This is a genomic window from Geodermatophilus sp. SYSU D00079 (genome assembly GCF_054050635.1).
On sequence record NZ_JBJGZS010000029.1, the window covers coordinates 26,222 to 42,524 of the forward strand.

Here is a 16,303-nt window from a genome sequence, read left to right on the forward strand (position 1 = left end):
CTAGTTCACCTCGGAGAGGTCGCGGATCGGCGGGTCGGCCAGCTGCTCCTCGACGAGGTCGGCGTAGTACTCCACCTTCGCGTCGTTGCCGCCCTCCTGGCGGGCCTGGATGTCGGCCACGTTCTCCTGGGTGACCAGCTCCGCGGTGCTGACCCACCAGCCCTCGAACAGCTCCCGCTCGCCGAGGGCGTTCTCGATGAGCATGCGGGTGGCCAGGTAGCCCTTGAGGAAGTGCTGCGGATCGGCGGCGGCGAAGTTCGTGCCGTCGGCCACCGCCTCGAGGCCGGCCTCGTTGAGGTCGAAGGCGCCGGTGAGGAACTGCCCGCCGTTGTCGCGGTTGATCCGGGCCAGCGAGGCGAGCGCGGCGTCGCCGGCGTCGAGGAACACCGAGGCCCCGCTGTTGGCCTGCACCAGGTTGTTCCACGCGGCGAAGTTGCCCGTGGGGTCCGGGGCGCTGGCCACCGGGCCGACGACCTGGAAGCCGGGCAGGTTCTCCTCGAACGCCTGCTTCATCCCCAGGGCCCGGTTGTCGAGGGTGGGGATGCCCGGGATGGGGCTGGCGACGACGGCCGAGCCCTCGGTGGTCCCCGCCTCCTCCAGCCGGCGGATCGCCTCCTCGGCGAGCATCGAGCCCGCGGCGATGTTGTCGTTGCCGATGTAGGCGGTGACCTCGGACCCGGGCAACGGCGGGGTGTCCACGGAGATCACCGGGATGCCCTGCTGCACCGCGCGGGCCTGGGCGCGCACGAGCAGGTCGGGGGTCAGGGTCTCGACCGCGATGCCGTCGGTGGCCGTGCGGATCGCGTCCTCGAGCATGCGCACCTGCGCCGGCCCGTCGAGGGTCGTGGGCGCGATGACCTGGACGTCGACGCCGAACTCCTCACCGGCCGCCTCGGCGCCGGCCATCATCTCCTGGGCGAAGTTCTGGCTGCCGTCGGCACCGATGAACGCGATGTTCAGGTCGGCGGCGTCACCGCCGCCACCTCCGCCTCCGCCTCCGCCGCCGCCCCCGCCTCCGTCGTCGGTGCCGCCGCACGCGGCGACCAGAACGACCATGGCGGTGGCGACCAGCGCGCGGGGGACCCGCGACGCCGGACCGGTGCGACCGGTCCCCGCCGAACGTGTGCGCACGATGTTCCTCCTGGGGGAGAGTGCCCGTTCCCGGGCAGGGTGGGGGCACCCCGGGTGGCGGACCGACGGCCCGCCCCCCGGGGAGTCGGGGGTGATCTGGGTGGGGCGCTCTAGAGCTGGGGAGCCCGGGCGCGGCTGGCCTGGCGTCTCCGGCGGACGACGCTGTCGAGGGAGACCGCGGCGAGGATGACCGCGCCCGTCGCGAACTGGTTCCAGTTGATCGGGACGCTGAAGTAGGCCAGGCCGCTGCCGACCACGCCGAGCAGGACCGCGCCCAGCGCGGCGCCGACGATGGTGGCCTTGCCACCGGCCAGCGACGTGCCGCCGATGACCGCGGCCGCGATGGCCAGCAACTCGTAGCCGGTGCCGGTGTTGGGGTCGGAGGCGCCCAGGTAGCCGATGGTCAGGACGCCGGCCAGGCCGCCGAGCGCGCCGCTGAGCACGAAGGCCTGCATCCGGACCCGGTTGACGGGGATGCCGCTGAACGCCGCGGCGTCCGGGTTGGACCCGATCGACCGGACCCGGTAGCCGAACGGCGTGGCCCGCAGGACCACGGTGAGCAGCAGCGCCACCAGGACCAGCACGATGCCGGGCACCGGGACGCCGGCCACGTCGCCACCGATGACCTGCGAGAAGGAGTCGTCGATGGGCGGCCCGAGCACCTGGGTCCCGTCGCTGAGCGCGAGGGTCAGGCCGCGGAACATGGCCAGGGTCGCGAGGGTGGCGACGATCGACGGCAGCTTGAAGTACTGGATCAGCAGCGCGTTGAACAGCCCCAGCAGCCCGCCGACGACGATGGCCAGCAGTGCGCTCAGCCACGAGTCGACCCCGCTCTGCACGAACATCGCGCAGGCCAGCGCGGTCAGCGCGTAGATCGAGCCGACCGACAGGTCCAGCTCGCGCATGGCCAGCAGGAACGCCATGCCGCAGGCCAGGATCCCGATGTAGGTCGCCTGGTTGAGGATCGACATCAGCTGGTCGAACTGCAGGAACCGCGGGTAGAACGCGCCGATCGCCAGGATCAGCACGACCGTGGCGATGAGCACCCCGAGGTACTCCTGGGAGAGCACCGCCCGACCCGCGCGGCGCAGCGAGCGGCTCTGGCCGGGGCCGCTCCCCGCGGGTCCGGGCTCGGCGCCGGCCGCCGGCTGCGGCGACAGCGCGGCCTGGCTCACGGTCGCGGAGTGGCCGGGAGCGGCCGGTCGCTGGCGAGGTCCACGTGGTTCTCCTCCGTCGTCCCCGGGTGGGGTGGTCGGCGGTACGGCGGTCCCGGGCACGCCGCCCGGTTCGCACTGCGAACACTTGTCCGCGTTTGGTGGAGGACCCTGAGCGAGCTCCGGTGTGTTGTCAAGCACAGGTGTGAGACGCGTCTCGGGATCGTTATCGACGCCTCCGAGGGGCCCCGACGGGTCGCGCGATCCGGACAGCGACCCCGCGATCGGGATAGCCGGGCACGCGGTCAGGCCCTAGTTTCCGCGGGTCAGCCGGGGGCGCGACCGCCTCCGCGACCGGCGACCAGGAGGCGACGTGGCCGACTACAACCCGTTCTCCAGCGGCGTGGACCCCGCTCCGACGACGCGGAAGGTGCGCCGCCTGGTCACCGGGCTCGACGCCGAGGGCCGGTCGACGATCGTCATGGAGGACGTCGGGCGGCACGCGGCCGCCGGCCACGGCGTGCCGACCTACGTGGCCACCCAGCTCTGGCGGACCGAGGACTCCCCCGCGGACAACACCGGCCCGCTGCGCGACCCCTACGACACCGACCAGCCGCTGAGCGTCGGGCCGCCGCAGCGGGGCACGATCTTCCGCACCCTCGAACTGCCGCCGGACCGCGAGTGGCGCTTCGACGCCGACGGCAACGAGATCCGCCCGCTGGCGTTCCACACGACCCGCTCCATCGACTACGCGATCGTGCTCAGCGGTGAGATCTGGGCGGTGCTGGACGCGACCGAGGTCCGGATGACCGCGGGCGACGTGCTGGTGCAGCGCGGCACCGCGCACGCCTGGTCCAACCGGTCCGACGAGCCCTGCCTCCTGGCCTTCGTGCTGGTCGGGGGCAACCTCCCCGACGAGGGCTGAGCGGACCCTCAGCCGGCGCGCGTCCGCGAGGGCAGCTCCCCGAAGCGGGCCCGGTAGGCGGCCGAGAAGCGGCCGAGGTGGGTGAACCCGCAGGCCAGCGCCACGTCGGTGACGCTCTCGTCCCCTCCCGCCAGCCGCCGTCGCACCTCGTCGAGCCGGACGTCGCGCAGGTAGGTCATCGGCGAGACGCCGAACGCGGCGCCGAAGGCCTCCTGGAGCCTGCGCGCGCTCGACCCGGCCGCGGCCGCCACGTCGGTCACCGTCAACGGCTCGGCGTAGTGGTCGTGGATGAACTGCTGCGCCCGCCGGACGGTGCGCGGCCGCAACGGGCTCGCGGCGTCGGCGAGGGCCGCCGAGTAGCTGTGCGGCTGCGTGGCGAGGAGGCCGGCCACCAGGGTGCGGACCTGCCGCCGACGCACGTGCGGTGAGTCCATCAGCCCGGGCCGGTCGAGCTCGGCCAGGGTGAACTGGACCAGCGAGAGCCAGGAGCGGCCGGCGCCGGAGCGCAGGTCGAAGGCGGCCGTCCACCGGACCGGGCCGGTGACGGGGCGCCCGAGCATGCCCTCCAGCTCCCCCTCCACGAGAGCGCGCCCGAACTTCATCCCGACCAGGGCGCTCCCGGCCCGTGCGCGCAGCTCGTGCCGCTCCCCGGCGCCGTGCACCGCCGCCAGCCCCGGCTGCACGAGGACCTCGTCACGACCGCTGACCGCGACCACCGCGCCGGAGAGGGCCAGGTTGACGTGGTACGTGGTCGACCCCTGGTCCGGGACCACGTGCACGCCGCCACCGGGACGGATGTAGCCGAGCGTGAAGTCCGGCTCGTGCAGCGCCTGCAGCACCGAGGGGGCCGGGAAGCGGCCGGTCGCCTCGGGCTCCACCCGCGCCGGGTAGTAGACGGCGTTGAGCCGTGCGGTGAACTCGGAGACGTCGCTCGAGCGGCAGAGCGGGAAGCGCTGCAACGGCGGTGCCGAGGTCATCGGGCCCCTTGCGACGTGACGGTGGACACAGTGGCGACCCACGGTAGATGGCCGTCCGCCGACACGACAGGTCCGGCGTCTGACACCGGCCCGTGTCGCCCGGTCGTGTCATCCCCCAGGGCCTCGCGGTTTCCGGCCACCCCTCGCGCTGACCGGACAGGACCGGCCCCCCGCCGCGGCTAGCGTGACCGGGCTCACGCCACCGAGGAAGGGTGTCGCCCGCTGATGTCGCCGCTGCCGCCGTCCCCCGAGCACGTCCCGCCCGGCTACGACCGACCGCCCCAGTACGAGGGGATGGTCGTCGAGAAGGACGTGTACGTGCCGATGCGGGACGGCGTCTCCCTGTGCGTCGACGTCCACCGGCCCGACACCGACGAGCCGCTGCCGGCGCTGCTCGCGTTCGCGATCTACAACAAGGACATCCAGGGGCCCGACACGGCCGCGGCGGTCCCGCCGCAGCCGGCCTGGTCACCGCTGTGGAGCGGACCGATGGAGGCCGGCGACACCCGCTTCCTGGTCTCCCGCGGCTACGTCCACGTCATCGGGATGCCGCGTGGGGTGGGCAAGTCCGAGAGCGGCGGCTCCCGCACCTGGGACTCCTACGACCTCATCGAGTGGATCGCGCAGCAGCCCTGGTGCGACGGCAACGTCGGCATGGTGGGCATCTCCGGCTTCGGCGCGGAGCAGATGCACGTCGCCCGCCAGCGGCCGCCGTCCCTGAAGGCGGTGTTCCCGTTCGACCCGCGCGGGGCCTACGGCGAGCTCGGCGGCTTCCGCGAGGAGTACCCCGGCGGCGTCGTCCACCTGTTCCGCTACCTGGTGGGGCACTTCGGCACGTTCCACCAGAACCGGACGGCGCCCGGGGAGCTGTCGCCCGAGCGTGAGGCGCTGTGGCGCGAGGCGATGGCGAACCCCGACTACAAGATCCACCCGCACCTCTACAACGTGGTGACGATGAAGGGCCAGCTGATGCCGGCCTTCTTCAACGTGCTCATCGACCCGTACGAGGCCGAGGGCGTGCTCGAGCAGAGCGAGGCGGAGTTCGGGCAGATCGACCTGCCCGTCTACACCGGCTCCGGCTGGTACGGCTACACGTACAAGACGCACCTGCAGGGCGCGCAGACCTACTGGCGGCACATCCCCAGCACCGACAAGAAGCTGCTCTTCGCCGGCCCGGCGCACCTGGAGCGGCCCTTCCACGGGCTGCACTCGGAGATCCTGCGCTGGTACGACCACTGGCTGAAGGGCATCGACACCGGCGTCCTCGACGAGCCGCCGGTGCGCTACTGGGTGACCGGCGCCAACGAGTGGCGCACCGGCACCGACTGGCCGCTCCCCGAGACGCAGTGGACGCCGTTCTACCTCAACAGCTGGGAGCGGCTGCGGCCGCAGCCGTTCGTGCCGTCGTCGGTCGACGACACGATCCCGCCGGACGCGTTCGTGCAGATGCCGCTCACCCACACCCGCAAGGTGACCGGGCTGCGGTACGTCAGCGAGCCGCTGAGCGAGCCGATGCTCGTCGCCGGGCCGGCCGTGCTGCGGCTGTTCGCCGCGATCGACCAGGACGACACCACCTGGATCGTGTCGCTCAAGGACATCGGGCCCGACCCGCACGTGATGACCGTGCGCGAGGGCGAGCGCGAGCTGCGCACCGACCTGCCCGAGCGGGAGCTCACCCGTGGCTGGCTCAAGGCGTCCAACCGCGCGCTGGACCCCGAGCGCAGCACCGAGTGGAAGCCGTTCCACAAGCTGACCCGCGCCGCGGCCGAGCCGGTACCGCCCGGCGAGGTCGTCGAGTACGAGATCGAGATCCTCGCGACGGCCAACCTGTTCGAGCGGGGCCACCGGATCTGCGTGGAGATCAGCAGCATGGACGTGCCCACGGGGGTGGCCGGGGCGACCAACGCCGAGTACGTCCCCTACCACGTGACCAGTTCACGGACGACGCTGCACTCCGTCTACCACGACACGGCGCGGCCCTCGGCCCTGCTGCTGCCCGTCATCCCGCTCGACGCGGCGTCCACCGGAGGTACCAACCCGTGACCGACCTGCACAGCGCCCACCGCGACCCGGCCGTCGAGCCGGAGGACATCACCGAGGAGACCGTCACCGACGCCACCGTCGACAGCTTCGCCGGGACCCCGGACCCACGGCTGCGGGAGCTGCTGTCCGCGGTCGTCCGCGGCCTGCACGCCGCGGTCCGCGAGGTGGAGCCCACGCTCGCCGAGTGGGAGACGGCGATCGACTTCCTCACCCGCACCGGCCAGAAGTGCGACGACGTCCGGCAGGAGTTCGTGCTGCTCTCCGACGTCCTGGGGGTGTCGGCACTGGTGGAGAACATCAACCACCGCAAGGTCGCCGGCGCCACCGAGGCCACCGTGCTCGGGCCCTTCCACATGACCGTCTCCCCGCGCCGCGACAACGGCGACTCCATCGACGAGGTGGGCGGCGCGGAGCCGTGCGTCGTCGAGGGGCGGGTGCTGTCGGTCTCCGGGCAGCCGCTGGCCGGCGCCACGGTCGACGTGTGGCAGGCCGACGAGGAGGGCTTCTACGACGTCCAACAGCCCGACGTGCAGCCGCCGGGCAACGGCCGCGGGCTGTTCACCACCGACGACGAGGGCCGCTTCTGGTTCCGCACCGTCGTCCCGGCGCCCTACCCCATCCCCACCGACGGCCCGGTCGGGGAGCTCCTGGCGGCCACGGGCCGGCACGCCTACCGACCGGCGCACATCCACTTCATCGCCGCGGCGGCCGGGCACGTGCCGGTGACGACGCACATCTTCGTGGCGGGCAGCCCGTACCTGGACTCCGACGCGGTGTTCGCGGTGAAGCACAGCCTGGTGCGGGACTTCGCCCCGGTCGACGACCCGGACCAGGCCGCCCGCCTCGGGGTGACCAACCCGTTCCGGCACGCGGTGATCGACCTGGTCGTCCAGCCGGAGGGAGCGCCACACCCGTGACGACGACGGTGCCCGACCGGCTCGTCGGGCAGCCGGTGCGCCGGCAGGACGGCGACCTGTACCTGACGGGGCGGGCGGTCTACACCGCGGACGTCGCCCTGCCCGGCACCACGTACGCGGTGCTGGTGCGCTCGCCGCACGCACACGCGCGCATCGTCTCCGTCGACACGGCCGCGGCCCGCGCGCTGCCCGGGGTGGTCGCCGTCGTCACGGGGGCCGAGGCCGCCCGGCACTGCGAGGAGATCCCGCACGGGCTGGACGCCGGGCACCTGGGCGGCCACCACGCCGTCGTCCGTCCCCTGGCCGAGGGCACCGTCGTGTACGCCGGCGAACCCGTGGCCGCGGTCGTCGCCGAGACCGCCGCCGACGCCGTCGCGGCGGCCGCCGCGGTGGCGGTCGGCTACGAGCCGCTGCCCGCGGTGCTCGACGCCGAGGCGGCGCTGCGCCCCGGGGCGCCCCTGCTCTACCCGGAGTGGGGCGACAACCTGCTCATCGAGCGGGAGGTGGGCCCCGACGACTTCGCCGCCGCCTCGGCCGGCGCGGCGCACCTGCTGGAGGGCGAGGTGCGCGCGCACCGCGGCACCGCCGCGCCGATGGAGCCCCGCGCCTCGGTGGCCTCCTGGGACGCGGCCACCGGTCGGCTGACCGTGCACGCCACCACGCAGAACCCGCACGTGCTGCGCACCGTGCTGGCGGCCTGCCTGCGCCTGGACGAGGAGCAGATCCGGGTGGTCACGCCGCGGCTGGGCGGGTCGTTCGGGTTGAAGATGTACGGCAACCGGGAGGACTTCCTGGCCCCGCTGCTCACCCTCCTGGTCGGCCGACCGGTGACCTGGGTGGAGGAGCGCTCGGCGACGCTGCAGGCGGGCACCCGCGAACAGGTGCTGCGCTACCGGGTGGCCTTCGACGACGACGGCCGGCTGCGTGCGGTGGACGTGCACGCGATCTCCGACCACGGCGCGGCCGCGGCCACCCACGGGTGGGGCATGGCGCACGTGGGCGCCCTGGCCACGGGGCTGGGCTACGCGCTGACCTCCTGCCACGTGCGCTACCAGGTCGTCGTCACCAACAAGACGCCGTGGGTGGGCACCAAGCCGTTCGGCAAGGACGGGGCGACCCTGCTGCTCGAGCGCATCCTCGAGCGGGTGGCCGCCACGACCGGCCTCGACCCCGCCGAGGTCCGCCGCCGCAACTTCGTGCCGCCCGGCGCGTTCCCCCACGCGCACACCTCCGGCCTGGAGCTCGACAGCGGCGACTACGCCGCGGCCCTCGACCTGACCCTGCGCCGGCTGGACCTCCCCGCCGTGCGCGCGCAGCAGGCGGCGGCCCGCCGCGAGGGACGGCTGCTCGGCGTCGGCCTGGCCTTCGAGCTCATGCCCGAGAGCGCGGACATCCCGGGGGCCATGGTCGCCGCGTTCGACACCTCCACGGTGCGGGTCTCCCCCACCGGGCGGGTCACCGTCCTCACCGGGGTGACCTCGCCGGGCACCGGCAACGACACCGCCATCGCCCAGCTGGTGGCCGACGAGCTCGGCGTCCCCCTCGACGCGGTGACCGTCGTCCAGGGCGACACCGACCGGTGCCCCTACGGGTTCGGCAACATCTCCAGCCGGTCGATCATCACCGGCGGCAACGCCGCCGTGCTCGCCGCCCGCGACGTGGCCGCGAAGCTGCGCACCGCGGCGCGGGCGCTGCTCGGGGCGGGGCCGGAGGAGCCGGTGCGGTTGGCCGGCGGGACGGCCGAGGTGGCGCCGGGGCGGGCGGTGCCGATCAGCGCGGTCGCGCACGCCGTCGCGACGTCGACCTACCGCCTCGGCCTCGACCTCGAGCCGCACCTGGAGGCCACCCGCACCTACCGGCCGGGCAACGTCTCCCAGCAGCCCGACGCCCTGGGCCGGATGCAGACGTACACGACCTACCCGTACGCGGTGCACGCGTCGGTGCTCGAGGTCGACGCCGAGACCGGGGTGGTCACCCTGCTGCGGCACGTGGTCACCCACGACTGCGGCACCGTGGTCAACCCGATGTTCGTCGACGGCCAGGTCACCGGCGGGGTGGCGATGGGGATCGGGGCGGCCCTCGGCGAGGAGCTGCGCTACGACCCCTCGGGGGTCCCGCTCAGCACCGGCTTCAAGACCTACCTGCTCCCCCGCGCGGCCGACCTGCCGCGGGTCGAGCTCGAGCACCTGAGCACCCCCGCCCCCGGCACGCCGCTGGGGGCGAAGGGGGTCGGCGAGGCCGGCTTCTCGGGCGCGCTGGCCGCGGTGGTCAACGCCGTGAACGACGCACTGGCACCCCGGGGCGCGGCGCTGGAGTCCACGCCGGTGAGCCCGCCGCGCGTGCTGGCGGCCCTCGCGGAGGCCGGCGCGTGATCCCGGCCCGGTTCGACTACGTCGCCCCGCCGGACCTCGCCGGCTGCCTGACCGCCCTGGCCGGCGGCGGCCGGGTCCTCGCCGGCGGGACCTGGGTGCTGCCGGAGATGGACCGCGGCGAGTCCGCCCCCGCCCGGCTGGTCGACCTGCGCCGGGCCGGCCTGGGCGGGGTCACCGCGACCGCGACCGGGCTGTGGCTCGGTGCCACCTGCACCTACGCCGACCTGCTCGCCAGTGCCGAGGTGGCCGCGCACGCGCCGCTGCTGCGCACGATGGCCGGCGGCATCACCGGCGGCTGGGCGCTGCGCAACCAGGCCACGGTGGGCGGTGCCGCGGTCGCCGCCCGCCCGCAGTCCGACGTCCCGGCCGCGCTGGTCGCCTCCGGCGCGGTCGCCCTGGTGGCCGGTCCCGACGGTGAGCGCGCCGTTCCCGCGCACGAGCTCTTCACCGGGGCGATGCGGTCCAGCGTGGGCCCCGGTGAGCTGCTGGCCGGGTTCGACCTGCCGTCCGCGGCCGGCGCCGGGCACGGCTACGTGAAGCTCAAGCGCGGCGCCAGCAGCTGGCCGATCGCCACCGCGGCCGCGCTGGTGCGGCTCGACACCGCGGGGGTCTGCACCGCGGCCACGCTGGTGCTCGGCGGGGTGGCCGCCGTCCCGGTGCGGGCGGACGTGTCGCCGCTGGTGGGGGCGGTCCCCGGCGAGCCGGAGCTGCGGGCCACGGCGGAGCGGGCCGCGGCCGCGGTGACCGATGCGTGGGAGGACGTGCTGGCGCCGGCGTCCTACCGGGTCGCGGTGGCCGCCCCGGTGGCCCGGCGCGCACTGGCGGCGGCGGTGGCCACCGCCCGGGAGACCACCGCGCGGGAGAGCACCGTCCGGGGAGAGGGAGGACGACCGTGACCGGGGACGACCGGGTGGAGCTGACGCTCACGGTGGACGGCAGGCGGCGCACCGCCGCGGTCGACCCCCGCGCGCTGCTGCTCGACGCGCTGCGCGACACCTTCGGGGCGACCGCCCCCAAGGCCGGCTGCCGCACCGGGGACTGCGGCGCCTGCAGCGTGCGGGTGGACGGCGCGATCGCCAAGTCCTGCCTGCGGCTCGCCGTCGCCGAGGACGGCGCCGAGGTGACGACGATCGCGTCCATGGCCGACGGCGACCGGCTCACCGCGCTGCAGCAGGCCTTCTGGGACGCCAACGCCTTCCAGTGCGGCTTCTGCCTGTCCGGGATGCTGCTCGCCGCCGAGGACCTGCTCGAGCGGGTGCCCTCGCCGGGCGAGGCAGAGGTCCGCGAGGCCCTCAGCGGCAACCTGTGCCGGTGCACCGGCTACGACGCGATCGTCGACGCGGTGCTGCGCTGCCGCCCCGACGGCGGCTGACCGCGCCGGTCGGACCGGCCCGCGGACGGGCCGGAGGGACTCAGGCCAGGACGGCGTCGGCGGCCTCGGCCTGCAGGACGAGGTCCGCCGCGGTCGTGAGCCAGCCCGCGACCAGCAGCAACGGCCACGGCCGCTCGTCGTCCAGGGACGCCGTCCCCGCGCTCAACCCCGCCTGCGCCACCGCCCGGCACGCCGTGTTCCTCATGCCAGAGGGATCGGCACCCCTGTAGCCGGATCCAGCCGCGACACACGAACGTCATCCCGAAGGGGCAGGCGGCGTCGCCTCCGCGGCCTCCAGTCGCTCGGCCAGCGCCGCCAGCCCGCCCCTGACCATCGCGCCGTAGGCGTCGTCCCCGAGCGCCGACGCGGCCTGCCTGCCCAGCTCGAGGTGGCGCCGCGCCGCGGTGAGGTCGCCGAGCTTGCGGTGGTCCTCCGCGAGGTTCAGGTGCAGCGACGGGTAGAACGCGGCCACCGGGCCGGTGGCGCCGGCCGCGGCGGCCCGCTCCTCGGTGATCGTCTCCGCGGCGGCCAGGGCCCGGAGGTCCCAGGCGAGCTCCTCCCAGGGGTCGTCCTGCACGTCGGCCATGTGGTGGGCCAGCGTGCAGCGGTGCAGCGGGTCGCCGCCGGCGTAGACCTCCGCCCAGATCTCGGCGAACGCCGCGCGCGCCTCGCCCCGGCGGCCCTGCTGGCCCAGGGCGATCGCCCGCCCGATGCGGGCCATGGTCTCGTCGCCGTCCGGTGGGGTCGATGCCATGGCCGGACGGTAGGGGCGGGGTACGACAGCCCGGCGCCGTCCGGACCCGTTGACCTCCCCGGCCGGCGCGCGCAGCATCGGACGGTGCTGCTCCTCCGCCACCGGGACGTCGCGGAGCTCCTCGACGTCCCCCAGCTGGTCGACACGCTCGCGACCGCGATGGTCGAGCTCTCCGCGGGCCGGGCGTCGGTCCCGCCGCGGGTCGCCGCACAGGTGCCGGACCGCGAGGCCGTGCTGGCGGCGATGCCCGGGTACAGCCCCGGCCTCGGCGCGCTGACGGTGAAGGTCCTGTCCGTCTTCCCGGGCAACCAGGCGCTCGAGGCCCCGACGCACCAGGCACTGGTCGTCCTCCTCGACCCCGACGCCGGGACCCCCCGGGCGCTCATGGACGGCAACGCGATCACCGCCGCGCGGACCGCCGCCGGCTCCGCGCTGTCCATCCGGCTGCTCGCCCACCCCGAGGCCTCGGTGCTCGCCGTCCTGGGCACCGGCGTCCAGGCCCGCGCCCACGCGCTGGCCGCCCGCCTCGTCCGGGACCTCGAGGACGTCCGCGTCGCGGGGCGCCGTCCCGAACGCGCCGAGGCCCTGGCCGCTGAGCTGCGGCAGCACGGGCTCCCGGCGCGGGCCGTGGGGAGCTGGGAGGAGGCGACCCGCGGCGCCTCCGTCGTGTGCGCCGCGACCGCGTCCGAGGAGCCGGTGGTCCGGCGCGAGTGGCTGGACGACGGCACCCACGTCACCTCGGTCGGCTTCACCGCCGGCGGCCGCGAGGTGGACGACGACACCATGGCCGAGGCGCTCGTGGTCGTGGAGCACCGCGACACCTCGTTCACCCCGTACCCGGTGGGCAGCAACGACCTGACCGAGCCGGCCGCGCGCGGCCTCATCGCGCCCGAGGAGGTGGCCGAGATCGGCGAGCTGGTCGAGGGCCGCCGCCCCGGCCGGACGTCGGCCGACCGGATCACCGTCTACAAGTCGGTGGGCGTCGCCGTCCAGGACACCGCCGCGGCCGCCCTGGTGTACGCGGCCGCCTGCCGCCGCGGGGTCGGCCACCGCATCACGCTCTGACCGGCGCGGTCAGCCAGCCGGGACGTGCCCCTGGCGGGCCCCGTCGGTGAGGTCCCCGGCGGCCGCGGGCACCAGTGCGGAGCGCAGCTCGACGCACAGCTCCCCCAGCGCCTGCGGCGCGCTGCGGCACAGCCGGGGGAAGGCCAGGTAGCCGTGCGGCATCCCCACGTAGGTCGTCGTCCGCACCGGGACGCCGGCCGCCGTGAGGGCCGCGGCGTAGCGCAGGCCGTCGTCGCGGATCGGGTCGTGCTCGGCCACCTGGACCAGGGCCGGGGGCAGGCCGCTGTGGTCGGCGGCGAGCAGCGGGGAGACGTAGGGGTCCCGCGGGTCCTGGTTCCCGAGGTAGTGCGCGCGGAAGGCCTCCATGTCGCGCCTGGTGAGGATGGGGGCCTCGGCGTTCTCCTCGACCGAGGGGCTGCCCCAGGTGAGGTCGGTGGCCGGGTAGAGCAGCGCCTGGTGGGCGATCGCGGGGCCGGAGCGGTCACGGGCCATGAGCGTGAGGACGGCGGCGAGGTTGCCGCCGGCACTGTCCCCCATGACCGCCAGCCGCCCGGGGTCGGCGCCGAACCCGGCCGCGCGCGCCGCGACGTCGACCAGCGCGGCGTAGCAGTCCTCCGGCGCGGCGGGCCAGGGGTGCGTCGGGGCCAGCCGGTAGTCCAGCGACACCACGACGGCGCCGACCGTCGCGGCGACGTTGCTGCACAGCCAGTCGGCCTGGTCCAGCGAGCCGAGCACCCAGCCGCCGCCGTGGATGTTCACCACCAGCGGCGGCGTCCCGGCGGTGCGCTCCGGCCGGTAGACGCGGGCCGGGATCGGCCCGGTGGCACCGGCGACCGTGTCGTCGGCGAGGGAGACGCCGGGCGCCACCGCGCCGAAGAGCAGGTCGGTCACCGGGTTGTGGCCGGGCCGCGCCTGCTGCGCGCGGGCGATCCGGGCGTCGTCCATGCGGGCGATGGACGCTGCCCGCAGCGCTCGCCCCACCAGTCGTACGCGCAGGTCCATCTCGGCCACGTCCAGCTCCTCCCCGGCGGTCGCCCCTGGTCGCGAACGTAGCGGGCGCCGGCGGTCCCGGCCGGTCGGGCAGCCGCGGGAGAGCCCCGTGCGGACGGCGGTCCGCACGGGGCTCTCCTCGAGTGTCGCCGGGTCGGTCCCGGTCGCTCAGGCGGTCACGGGCGCCACATCTGGTAGGAGCCGCCGTTGACCGGCATCGTGTAGACCCGCCGCTCGTGGTTGCTGTCGAGGACGAAGCCGGTGGCCAGGTTCTGCAGCACGACGGTGTCGTAGGCGCCGGACTTGACCAGCCACTTCTGGAACGACCCGCCGTTGCAGCCGAGGGTGTAGACCTGCCGGTTCGTGTTGCTGTCCAGGCAGCGGTTGGTCGCGACGTTCCGCAACGTGACGGTGCCGTGGTCGGAGGGCGTCACGATCCACGACTGGTAGGCGCCGCCGTTGCGACCGAGGGTGTAGACCTCACCGCGGTGGTTGCTGTCCAGGACGAAGCGGGTCGCGAGGTTGTCCAGGGTCGTGACGCCGGGCAGGGCCGCGGCGGGTGCGGCGGCCGCGGTGGCCTGGGCCGGGGCGGCCGACGCGGGCGCGATCCCCACCAGGGCCGCGCAGGTCGCCATGAGGCCGAGCAGGGCGGTGCGTGAGAACCAGGACGGCTTGGACATTCGGTCTCCAGGTGTCGGTACGACGGGGACGCTGGAGAGGAGTCCGCACCGGGCGGTCCTGATACGCGGCGTGCTCAGCCGCCGGGTCTTCCACGGGACCGTGCGGCTGCTCACGGGCTGAACAGCCGGATCCGGGCGAGGCGTCAGGCCGCCCCCGACCACGGACGCGCGAGAGCCCCGCGAGGACGACGTCCTCGCGGGGCTCTCGTACAGGGGTGGAGGTGGCGGGAATCGAACCCGCGTCCTCCGACGCACATCCAGGGCTTCTCCGAGCGCAGTCCGCTTCGTCTCTGCTCGACCCCACCGATCTCACGGACGAGACGGTGTGACGGGCCCAGTCGCTGTGAGGTGTCCCGTGCGCGCCCGCGACCGGCACGCACGGTGAGTCATCTAGCTGATGCCAGGCACCGGGCCGATGACGAACCCGGGCTGACAGACCCGCCTACGCTGCCGTCAGGCAGCGAGGGCGAAGTCGCGCTGACTGGAGTCGGCGCTTGATTGGTTTGCAACGCGTGGTTAACGAGCTCATCGTTGCCTTCCTCGGCTCGCTTCCCCTGGCTACACGACCGAAGTCGAGACCATTCACCCCCTGTGTAGTTGTGCGACCAGGGTAACGGCACCGGCAAGCCGGTTGTTCCCCCGCCGCTCCCGGCGTCCGTCACCCCGTCGATCACGGAGTTCGTGCTGCGGGACACGCGCGAGCACGGCGTGTCGGCCGGCACGGGTCCGATGGTCGACGGGGAGGTGGGGAGACGGGCCCTCAGATCCAGCCGCGGCGCTTGAAGACGGCGTACAGGGTCACGCTCACCCCGACCATCAGCACCAGCGCGAACGGGTAGCCGAGGTGCCAGTGCAGCTCGGGGATCGAGTCGAAGTTCATCCCGTAGACGGTGCCCACCAGCGTCGGCGCGAAGAGGATGGCCGCCCAGGCGGAGATCTTCTTGACCTCCTCGCCCTGCGCGATCGAGGCCTCGGTGAGCTCGCGGATCTCCTCGTTCTGCCGCTGCGCCACCAGCGTCGCGTTGACCGTGAGGATGTCGCGCAGCTGCAGCCGGAAGCCCTCCACCCGCTCGTTGACGCTGGTGACGTGGTCGGCGACGTCGCGCAGGTAGCTGCGGAGGTCCTCGTCGACGCCGTACTTGTCGAACCCGGCGGTGATGGCGGCGAGGATGCCGGTCAGCGGCTGGGCGGCCCGCTGGAACTCCAGCACCTCCTGGGACAGCTCGTAGATGCGCCGGGAGACGCCGGGGTCGCCGCGGAAGACCTCGGTCTCGATCTCGTCGATGTCGTTGGCCAGCCCCGCGACCACCGGCGAGTACCCGTCGACGACGGCGTCCAGGATCGCGTAGAGGACCGCCTCGCTGCCCTTCTCCAGCAGCGCGGGCTCGCTCTCCAGCCGGCGGCGCACTCGGGAGAGGTCCGGGGACTCGCTGTGCCGGACGGTGATCGCGAAGTTCGTCCCGAGGAACAGGTGCAGCTCCCCGAACTCCACCTCCTCGACGGCGTCGAGGTACCGGGCGGCCTTGAGGACGACGAACAGGGTGTCGCCGTAGCGCTCGAACTTCGGCCGCTGGTGGGCCTTGATCGCGTCCTCGACGGCCAGCTCGGGCAGGTCGTACTGCTCGGCCAGCTCCCCCAGCTCGCCCGGCTCGGGCCGGTAGAGGCCCAGCCAGACCAGGCGCTCGGGGTCCTCGGCCAGCCACGCGTGGCTCTCCGCGACGGTCGCCGGCGTGGCCACCCGCCGGCCGGAGGAGTAGACGGCGTTGTCGACGATCAGCGAGTGCCGGTCCCGCTCGGTGGGGGCGGGCGCGGGCGCCGGCGGCGGCGCGAGGGTCAGCCCGGGCCGCGGACGGCGGCCGAGGGACAGGGCGGTGAGGGACGCACGGCGGCGGTCGGCCACGACGGACTCCCGAGGGGACGCTG

General features: G+C 74.5%; 15 protein-coding genes and 1 other RNA gene. 7 read left to right on the plus strand and 9 right to left on the minus strand.

Annotation, left to right across the window (positions count from 1 at the left end):
- Complete coding sequence (locus tag ACI79E_RS19220) at window positions 1-1,131, minus strand: sugar ABC transporter substrate-binding protein (protein ID WP_456934171.1); 1,131 nt, start codon at window positions 1,129-1,131, stop codon at window positions 1-3.
- Window positions 1,132-1,241: 110 nt separating this feature from the next.
- Window positions 1,242-2,306 carry an ABC transporter permease gene (locus ACI79E_RS19225; RefSeq protein ID WP_456934172.1) on the minus strand — a complete coding sequence of 355 codons (1,065 nt, stop codon included), beginning with the start codon at window positions 2,304-2,306 and terminating at the stop codon, window positions 1,242-1,244.
- A gap of 352 nt (window positions 2,307-2,658) precedes the next feature.
- Here ACI79E_RS19225 and ACI79E_RS19230 point away from each other — a divergent pair, with 352 nt between their 5' ends.
- Window positions 2,659-3,210, plus strand: coding sequence for a cupin domain-containing protein (locus tag ACI79E_RS19230; RefSeq protein WP_456934173.1), 552 nt, complete (start codon window positions 2,659-2,661; stop codon window positions 3,208-3,210).
- A gap of 8 nt (window positions 3,211-3,218) precedes the next feature.
- On the opposite strand, the gene ACI79E_RS19235 is transcribed toward ACI79E_RS19230, so the two are convergent.
- Window positions 3,219-4,187, minus strand: a complete 969-nt coding sequence (locus ACI79E_RS19235) for an AraC family transcriptional regulator (protein ID WP_456934174.1) — start codon at window positions 4,185-4,187, stop codon at window positions 3,219-3,221.
- 225 nt (window positions 4,188-4,412) lie between these two features.
- Here ACI79E_RS19235 and ACI79E_RS19240 point away from each other — a divergent pair, with 225 nt between their 5' ends.
- The 5 genes from ACI79E_RS19240 to ACI79E_RS19260 are packed head-to-tail and all read left to right on the plus strand — an operon-like array spanning window position 4,413 to window position 10,891.
- The gene (locus ACI79E_RS19240) at window positions 4,413-6,230 is read left to right on the plus strand and encodes a CocE/NonD family hydrolase (RefSeq protein WP_456934175.1); all 1,818 of its coding nucleotides are present in this window, start codon (window positions 4,413-4,415) and stop codon (window positions 6,228-6,230) included.
- Entirely contained in the window at window positions 6,227-7,147 is a 921-nt protein-coding gene (locus ACI79E_RS19245; RefSeq protein WP_456934176.1) for a dioxygenase family protein, read from the plus strand. Before ACI79E_RS19240 ends, ACI79E_RS19245 begins: the two co-directional genes overlap by 4 nt.
- Window positions 7,144-9,519, plus strand: a complete 2,376-nt coding sequence (locus ACI79E_RS19250; protein WP_456934177.1) for a xanthine dehydrogenase family protein molybdopterin-binding subunit — start codon at window positions 7,144-7,146, stop codon at window positions 9,517-9,519. Before ACI79E_RS19245 ends, ACI79E_RS19250 begins: the two co-directional genes overlap by 4 nt.
- Window positions 9,516-10,415, plus strand: a complete 900-nt coding sequence (locus ACI79E_RS19255; RefSeq protein ID WP_456934178.1) for an FAD binding domain-containing protein — start codon at window positions 9,516-9,518, stop codon at window positions 10,413-10,415. The genes ACI79E_RS19250 and ACI79E_RS19255 overlap by 4 nt, the downstream gene beginning before the upstream one ends.
- Window positions 10,412-10,891, plus strand: a complete 480-nt coding sequence (locus ACI79E_RS19260) for a (2Fe-2S)-binding protein (RefSeq protein ID WP_456934179.1) — start codon at window positions 10,412-10,414, stop codon at window positions 10,889-10,891. The genes ACI79E_RS19255 and ACI79E_RS19260 overlap by 4 nt, the downstream gene beginning before the upstream one ends.
- A gap of 40 nt (window positions 10,892-10,931) precedes the next feature.
- Here the strand turns inward: ACI79E_RS19260 and ACI79E_RS19265 are convergent, their stop codons facing one another.
- Window positions 10,932-11,096, minus strand: a complete 165-nt coding sequence (locus ACI79E_RS19265) for a hypothetical protein (protein WP_456934180.1) — start codon at window positions 11,094-11,096, stop codon at window positions 10,932-10,934.
- Between the two features lie 51 nt (window positions 11,097-11,147).
- Window positions 11,148-11,645 (minus strand): hypothetical protein, encoded by a 498-nt coding sequence (locus ACI79E_RS19270; RefSeq protein ID WP_456934181.1) that lies wholly within the window; start codon window positions 11,643-11,645, stop codon window positions 11,148-11,150.
- Window positions 11,646-11,729: 84 nt separating this feature from the next.
- Between ACI79E_RS19270 and ACI79E_RS19275 the strand changes: the two genes are divergently transcribed.
- Window positions 11,730-12,710, plus strand: a complete 981-nt coding sequence (locus ACI79E_RS19275; RefSeq protein ID WP_456934182.1) for an ornithine cyclodeaminase family protein — start codon at window positions 11,730-11,732, stop codon at window positions 12,708-12,710.
- Window positions 12,711-12,719: 9 nt separating this feature from the next.
- Here the strand turns inward: ACI79E_RS19275 and ACI79E_RS19280 are convergent, their stop codons facing one another.
- From ACI79E_RS19280 to ACI79E_RS19295, 4 genes are all read right to left on the minus strand, one after another.
- Complete coding sequence (locus tag ACI79E_RS19280) at window positions 12,720-13,712, minus strand: alpha/beta hydrolase (protein WP_456934207.1); 993 nt, start codon at window positions 13,710-13,712, stop codon at window positions 12,720-12,722.
- A 164-nt stretch (window positions 13,713-13,876) separates the two neighbouring features.
- Window positions 13,877-14,380, minus strand: a complete 504-nt coding sequence (locus ACI79E_RS19285; RefSeq protein WP_456934183.1) for an RICIN domain-containing protein — start codon at window positions 14,378-14,380, stop codon at window positions 13,877-13,879.
- Window positions 14,381-14,593: 213 nt separating this feature from the next.
- Window positions 14,594-14,970: a transfer-messenger RNA gene (gene ssrA / locus ACI79E_RS19290) on the minus strand.
- Between the two features lie 170 nt (window positions 14,971-15,140).
- A complete protein-coding gene (locus ACI79E_RS19295) occupies window positions 15,141-16,280 on the minus strand; it encodes a magnesium and cobalt transport protein CorA (protein WP_456934184.1) in 1,140 nt (379 codons plus the stop codon).
- Window positions 16,281-16,303 lie beyond the last annotated feature (23 nt).